Genomic DNA, 6,631 nt, shown 5'->3' on the forward strand with positions numbered 1-6,631 from the left:
CCGGGTGCGTGGGCGGGCGGAACGGTGGTTCGCTCGCACGCACGGAACGGTGACGGTTCGCGCGGGCGGAACGCTGACGGTCTTGCGCGGGTGGTGCGTCTACGCGGGTGAGAAGAGGTGGTCGCTGATCAGCCGGGCGGCGCCGATGACACCGGCGCTCGGTCCCAGCTCTCCGAGCACGATGGGCAGGTTTCCGGTGGCCAGCGGCAGTGACTGGCGGTAGACCTGGGTGCGGATCGCGGCGAGCAGGGTGTGGCCGAGGCCGGTCACCCCGCCGCCGATCACCACCAGGCCCGGGTTGAAGAAGGACACGAGTCCGGCGATGACCTGGCCGACCCGGGTGCCGCCCTCACGGATCAGTTCGAGGGCGGTGGCGTCCCCCGCGGCGGCAGCGGCGGCGACGTCCACGGCGGTGAGGGTGCCGTTCGCCTCCAGCCGGGCCGCGAGTTCGGCGGACAGGCCCTGCCCGGCCGCCTGCACCGCGTCCCGGGCCAGGGCCGCGCCGCTGAAGTGTGCTTCCAGGCAGCCCCGGTTGCCGCAGGCGCAGGGCCGGCCGTCCGGCACCGCCTGGATGTGGCCGATGTCGCCGGCGCTTCCGGTGGTGCCCCGGTGCACCCGGCCGCCCGCGACGATGCCGCAGCCGATCCCGGTGCCGATCTTGACGCAGAGGAAGTCGGCCGTGGTACGGGCGACTCCCGCGTGCTGTTCTCCCATCGCCATGAGGTTCACGTCGTTGTCGACCATGACCGGGCAGCCGAGCTCCTGGCTGAGCGCCTCCCGGACGGGGAAGCCGTCCCAGCCGGGCATGATCGGCGGGGCGACCGGTACGCCCTCGGGGAAGCGGACCGGTCCGGGGACGCCGATGCCGGCGCCGTCGAAGCCCTCGGCGAGTCCCGCGGCCTTCAGCTTCCCCGCCAGGTCCAGGACCTGCTCGAAGACCGCGACCGGCCCCTCGCGCACGTCCATGGGCTGGTTGAGATGGCCGAGGATCTCCAGTTCCGGGGTGGTGACGGCGACGTCGACCGAGGTCGCGCCGATATCGACACCGAGGAACCTGAGGTCCGGGTTGAGCCGGACGTTGTGGGAGCGCCGGCCGCCGCGCGAGGCGGCGAGTCCGTCGGCCACCACCAGGCCCGTCTCCAGCAGCCGGTCCACCTCCACGGCCAGCTTGGACCGGGACAGGTCGACCTGGTCGCCCAGCTGGGCCCGGGAGTTGGGGCCGCCGTCCCGCAGCAGCTTCAGCAGGCGGGCCTGGTGCGCGTTGGCCGGTCGAGCCGTCATGCGTCTCACGTGCCCCTCCCCGCCCTTTGCGGCCACCAGTGTCGGGCTTTCGACAGGGAACGTAGCAGTGGCCGCCGAACCTGGGAAGAAGTTGTGCATGGATTCCTGGGAACTTCTTCCACTGAGAGGACAAAGGAAGGGTGTGGGCCAAGAGTTCGCGTCAGGTGGCATGGGGCGCCTCGGCACCAAGGTGGGCACAGGCCCCAGCGAGCATGTGGTTTCAGGTCGCCTGCCTGGCCAGCCTGTGCAGGGCCCGCACGGCAGGCGATCCGGGGTCGGCCGTGATCAGGACGACCTCCTGGTCATCCTCGGGCACGAGCAGGACGTCACAGTTCAACCGCAGCGTGCCGGCTTCCGGGTGGTCCAGGGTCTTGGTGCGGTGACCGGGAGCGTGGACCGGACGTGTCTGCCAGATCTGCCTGAACTCCTCGCTGCCGGCGTGCAGTTCGGCCAGCAGGGCGGTCACCTGCGGGTCGTGCGGGTAGCGGTCGGCGGCCCGCCGAAGCCGCGCCACCACGATGTGCCCGAACTCCTCGGCGCCGGAGCTCTCATACGTCCGTCCCCGGCCCAGGAAACGGCGCCGAGCCAGGTTCGTCGTTCCGCCTTCGAGGTCGCCGCCGAGCAGCGCCTGGGCCAGGGGGTTCCAGGCGACGACGCCGTACGCCGCGTCGGTGACGACGGCACCGGTCTCCGGCAGCCGCTCCAGCATCCGGGCCACGTGCGGGCGCACCCGCCGCGCCACGTTGCTGCCGGGCGGCGCGTTCGATCCCGCCAGGCGGAACAGATGGCTGCGCTCGGCCGGCGTGAGCCGTAGTGCCTGGGACAACGCGTCCAGGATCCGAGCCGACGGCCGCGGGCCCCGGGCCTGCTCCAGCCGCGTGTAGTAGTCGACCGACATGTGGGCGAGTTCCGCCACCTCTTCGCGGCGCAGGCCCGGCGTACGGCGATCGGTGCCCGTCGCCGTCAGGCCGATCTCGTGCGGACGCAGGCCCGCCCGGCGGTCCCGCAGGAAGTGGGCCAGCTCCTCCCGTGCCATGCCATCTCCTGCCGCTTGCCTGGTACAGACTGTCCCTGGCAGGGCGCCCGCCACCAGGGGACCGTGGTTTCCATGAACGATCGCACAGCTCTGGTCACCGGTGCCAACAAGGGGATCGGCAAGCACATCGCCCGGCTGCTCGCGGCCGAGGGCCTCACGGTGTACGTGGGCGCCCGCGACCCGCGGCGCGGACACCGGGCCGTCGAGGAGATCGGCGCCGGCGCTCGGCTGCTGGTCCTCGACGTGACGGATACCGACGGCATCGCACAGGCCGCGGCTCGGGTGGAACGCCTGGACGTGCTGGTCAACAATGCCGGCATCTCACCGTCACTCGCCTCGCCGGCCGACACCGGCGTCGAGGAGTTCCGGCGCACGTACGAGACCAACGTGTTCGGGGTGATGGCGGTGACCAACGCCTTCCTGCCCGCCCTGCGCCGGTCCCCGCGTCCGCGCATCGTCAACGTCTCCAGCGGCACCGCGTCGCTGACCTGGAGCACGAACCCCAACCCCCAGTTCACCCCGGGAAGCGGAGGCGCCGCCGCCTACCGGTCGTCCAAGGCCGCCCTCAACGCCCTCACCGTCTTCTACGCCCAGACGCTGGCCGAGGACGGCTTCAAGGTCAACGCGCTCGCCCCCGGCCTGCGGGCCACCGATCTCAACCCCCGGGCCGCCGCTGCCGGCGGCGACCCGGCCGAGGCGGCGCAGGGTGCCCTCCGCCTGGCCCTGCTGCCGGACGACGGCCCCACCGGTGGCTTCTTCTCCTGGGACGGAACGCCCGTGCCCTGGTGATGGGTGATCAGTGACGAGCGGCGTCGGGGACGGATGTCCGGTGGGCCGACTCGTCGTAACCCTATGATCGCCGGGATCTGTGCCTGTCTCGCCGCCGGGGTACCAGCACCGCGCCCATCCGCGCGCCCCCCTAAGGAACGGCTCCCAGTTCCGGCTGCGGTTCCGGTTGCGGGATCGGCGTCGGCTTCGGTTCCCACAGTCCGGTGGTCCGGACGAAACGGTGGACCACCGAGAGCATCGCCAGCAGGAGAAGGGGACCGAACAGCCACGGGTGCGCGGCCATCCGCACCGGCAGAAAGCGGTACGCCAGCAGGAGCGCGGCGAACACGGCCGTACCGTGGGCGACCAGTTGGAGCCCGGACCGGTCCCAGCCCCGGTCGTACGCGCGCAGCGCCGCCTCGATGGTGAGCGTGAACACCGCACCGGCGACGAGATCGGCGCCGTAGTGGTAGCCGAATCCGAGGGTGGCGGTGAGCGTGGCGATCAGCCAGAACGTGCCCGCGTAGCGCAGGAGACGCGGTCCCTTGCGGGAGTGGATGAAGATCGCGGTGGCCCACGCCGTGTGCAGGCTGGGCATGCAATTGCGCGGGGTGATCCCGTCGAACGGTATGGGGTGGGGGGTGCCGAGAGGCGGCGCCGTGTCCGGCCACAGGTCGGCGACCGCCCAGTGCCCGCCGTCGGCGCCGTAGGCGAAGACCGGCCCGACCACCGGGAAGACCATGTAGACGGCCGGCCCGAGCAGGCCGATGACCAGGAACGTGCGCACCAGATGGTGGCGCGGGAAGCGGCGCTCGGTCGCCACGTGGCGCAGCTGGTACATCGCGACGACGACCGCGGCCACCGCGAGCTGGGCGTAGACGTAGTCCAGGGCGTGGGCGCCGACCGTACCGGTGGCCCGCACGATCCGGCCCACCACCCACGACGGGTCGCCCAGCGCGCGGTCGGCGGTCGCGACGTACGGGTCGAGCACCGTCGCGCGGGTCTTCGACGTGATGAGGAGCCAGGTGTCGCCGGTCTTGCGGCCGGCCACCAGCAGCAGGCCCAGCCCGACGCCCTTCAGCAGCAGCAGGCGTTCCCGGCCGGTGCGGCGCGTGACCGCGATGACCGCGCAGCCCACGATCACCCACAACGCGCCGTTGCCGAAGGGGTGACCGTCGGTCAGGTCGGCGCCGGCCGCCCACCGCGCCAGCAGGAAGACGATGTCGATGCCGAGCGCGACGCCGATCGCGATGAACCGTTCCCGCCAGGTGAGGACCACCATCGTCAACGCCATGCTGGCATACAGCAGGAATCCTGATTTGGGCGGGAATGTCAGTTCCCGCACCTGATAGGTGACCGGTCCCGGCAGACCGTAGTGACGCGCGGCGATCTCCAGCACGACGAGGAATGCGAGGGTCACCACACCGGCCGTGGCCCAGAGCACCGTCCGGGGTCGACGCCATGCGGCGAACGAATTTCTGCTGTTTGGTGGCGGAATGGCCCGCGATGCTCTAGATATCAATTGTTCGGCCGATGTGTTGGGTGTTGTGTGGTTTTCCGGCGAGGTCAGGCAATGAGGGCGTGCTTGTCGTGAGTTCGATCATGTTATCCGAGCGCCCGCGCATTGTGGATGGGGAAGTGCCCGCGCGCGGTCAGCACGCGATGCCCGCTCCGTCCCACGGACTCGGCCCCGTGCCCTGGCACCAGGCGTCCAGAGCGCTGCCGTCCACGCACACGATGCCGCACTGACGCGCGTACTCGAGAGCGGGCGCGGTGAAGTCGCTCGTCGTCACGACCGCGGCGACATCGGCCTCGTGGATGGTGAAGCAGGTCCCCCCGAACCGCTGGAGGTCCTGCGAGCCGACCTTGTTGGCGGGGCCGTACTGCTTGCACTGGATCACCACGCGCCGTCCGTCCGGGGTGAGCGCGGTGACGTCCGCCCCCAGGTCGCCGGCGCCGCCCACCACCTCCACCTCCCGGCACCCGTCACGGGTGCACAGGTCGGCTATGGCCTCCTCGAAACCGTCGGGTTCGAGCTGGGCGCAGTCCACCACACCGCCGGGGAACGTGGCCGTCTCCTCGCCTGCCGTCTCCTCGGCGGCCGGCCACGGCGGAACGTCTGCCTCCGGGGCGGGCCGCGGCGGAACCGCCGCCTCTGCGGCCGGCTGCAACGGAACGGCTGCCTCCGCGGCCGCTTCCTCCAGTGCGCGGGCGGTCCGGCGCGCGTACTTCGCGGCGGAGAACCGGCGCCACCTGGACCGGCCCGTCACAGCGGCGGCGATGCCGAGCACCGCCAGGACCCCGGCCCACAGCGGGCGCCGCTCCACCATGCCCGCGGCCGTCCGCACCACCAGCGCGAGGAGGCACAGCAGGACCGCGAGCAGCAGGAAGAACAGGGCGGTCGTGCGCAGATCGAAACGTCGGTCGTTCCGCACACGTCGAACGGGGCGCAGAGGTACGGACACGCGGGTTCCCTCCCGGACGGCGACGACAAAGGCCGGTCCTCTCCGCATGCCCGAGATCATCTGAAAGATCGCACACCGCTCATGAGCCGGCCCCGGCCGGCGACCTCGCCGACCAGGGCCGGCTCGGTACGGAAGCGGCGGAGCCCGCCTCCGGCCCGGTGCCCGTCCGTGTCTATCCGCATCGGAGCAGGTACTTGTGCTGTCCGGACAGCACGAGCTCGCCGCGCTGGTTGTGGATGGTCGCCCGCGTCACCACGACACCGTCCTCGCCGCGCGGTTCCAGGCCGGTGATGGTCAGGGCCGGGTACAGGGTGTCCCCGGAGTGCACCTCGGCCAGGAAGGTGCAGGACAGCTCCAGGAACCTGATGAACACCTCACCGATGAAGTGGGGGAACAGTGTGGCGCCCGGCGCGGTGAACGCCAGCACCTGGAGGCCGTGTACCACCGGCGCGGAGTGCCCGTGCCGGCGCGCCCACTCGGCGTCGTAGTGCACCGGGTGGTTGTCCGCGGAGACCGTCTGGAAGGCCGCCGCGTGGGCGTCGGTCAGGGTGCGGCTGGGGGCCCGGAACACCTCGCCGACGCGCAGGTCCTCGAAGGTCCTGGGCGGGACGACGAGGAACGCGTCCGGGTCGAATCCGGTCGCCGGCGGTGTCGTGTCCTGAGTGTCCATCGTGCTGTCCTCTCCGTCGTCTCTCGGGGGTGCGTCTTTCCGGTGCGTCTCTCGGGGGCGCGTGAGGGGCCCGGCTCACGGTGAGTCGGGTCACATGACTCCAGGCGTCGGCCGGTGCGGGGCGCGCTGCCGGGCCCGGGTCACCGGCTCCTGGTGCTCGGCACGGTGGGTGCGGGCGGGCGGAACTCGAAGGCCGGCTGGGCGGGACGCGCGACGACGGGCGGTCCGGTCATCAGCGCGACGAGTTCCGCCGCGGCCCGGTCGGTCCGTTCGGCGAGTCCTTCGGCGCCCCAGTCCTCGGAGGCGGCGTAGACGGCGGTGGGGACGACGACGGCGCGGAGGTAGGCGAACAGCGGGCGCAGGGCGTGTTCCAGTACCAGCGAGTGCCGTCCGGTCCCGCCGGTCGCGCCG

At 71.8% G+C, this 6,631-nt stretch carries 6 protein-coding genes and 1 pseudogene; 1 reads left to right on the plus strand and 6 read right to left on the minus strand.

Annotated elements, in window-relative coordinates:
• Positions 1–99: 99 nt before the first annotated feature.
• On the minus strand, positions 100–1,281 hold the full coding sequence (locus AB0946_RS40645) for an ROK family transcriptional regulator (RefSeq protein WP_225814491.1): 1,182 nt from the start codon (positions 1,279–1,281) through the stop codon (positions 100–102).
• Positions 1,282–1,501: 220 nt separating this feature from the next.
• Entirely contained in the window at positions 1,502–2,317 is an 816-nt protein-coding gene (locus AB0946_RS40650; protein ID WP_366765771.1) for a helix-turn-helix transcriptional regulator, read from the minus strand.
• Between the two features lie 72 nt (positions 2,318–2,389).
• On the opposite strand from AB0946_RS40650, the gene AB0946_RS40655 reads away from it, so the two are divergent.
• Positions 2,390–3,106, plus strand: a complete 717-nt coding sequence (locus AB0946_RS40655; RefSeq protein ID WP_366765772.1) for an SDR family oxidoreductase — start codon at positions 2,390–2,392, stop codon at positions 3,104–3,106.
• A 130-nt stretch (positions 3,107–3,236) separates the two neighbouring features.
• Here the strand turns inward: AB0946_RS40655 and AB0946_RS40660 are convergent, their stop codons facing one another.
• From AB0946_RS40660 to AB0946_RS40675, 4 genes and pseudogenes are all read right to left on the minus strand, one after another.
• On the minus strand, positions 3,237–4,529 hold the full coding sequence (locus tag AB0946_RS40660; protein ID WP_366765773.1) for a phosphatase PAP2 family protein: 1,293 nt from the start codon (positions 4,527–4,529) through the stop codon (positions 3,237–3,239).
• A 208-nt stretch (positions 4,530–4,737) separates the two neighbouring features.
• Positions 4,738–5,520, minus strand: coding sequence for a restriction endonuclease (locus AB0946_RS40665; RefSeq protein ID WP_366765774.1), 783 nt, complete (start codon positions 5,518–5,520; stop codon positions 4,738–4,740).
• Between the two features lie 202 nt (positions 5,521–5,722).
• Positions 5,723–6,220 (minus strand): MaoC family dehydratase, encoded by a 498-nt coding sequence (locus AB0946_RS40670; protein ID WP_366765775.1) that lies wholly within the window; start codon positions 6,218–6,220, stop codon positions 5,723–5,725.
• A 140-nt stretch (positions 6,221–6,360) separates the two neighbouring features.
• Positions 6,361–6,631 (minus strand): annotated as a pseudogene (locus AB0946_RS40675) (oxidoreductase); the annotation flags it as partial.

This window comes from Streptomyces sp. NPDC046870 (genome assembly GCF_040704595.1).
Taxonomy (GTDB): Bacteria; Actinomycetota; Actinomycetes; order Streptomycetales; family Streptomycetaceae; genus Streptomyces; species Streptomyces argyrophylli.

Bases quoted from the DNA above. Each gene is read 5' to 3' on its own strand.
- AB0946_RS40650 (WP_366765771.1), bottom strand. From the start codon at position 2,317: ATGGCACGGGAGGAGCTGGCCCACTTCCTGCGGGACCGCCGGGCGGGC.
- AB0946_RS40670 (WP_366765775.1), bottom strand. From the start codon at position 6,220: ATGGACACTCAGGACACGACACCGCCGGCGACCGGATTCGACCCGGAC.
- AB0946_RS40645 (WP_225814491.1), bottom strand. From the start codon at position 1,281: ATGACGGCTCGACCGGCCAACGCGCACCAGGCCCGCCTGCTGAAGCTG.
- AB0946_RS40655 (WP_366765772.1), top strand. From the start codon at position 2,390: ATGAACGATCGCACAGCTCTGGTCACCGGTGCCAACAAGGGGATCGGC.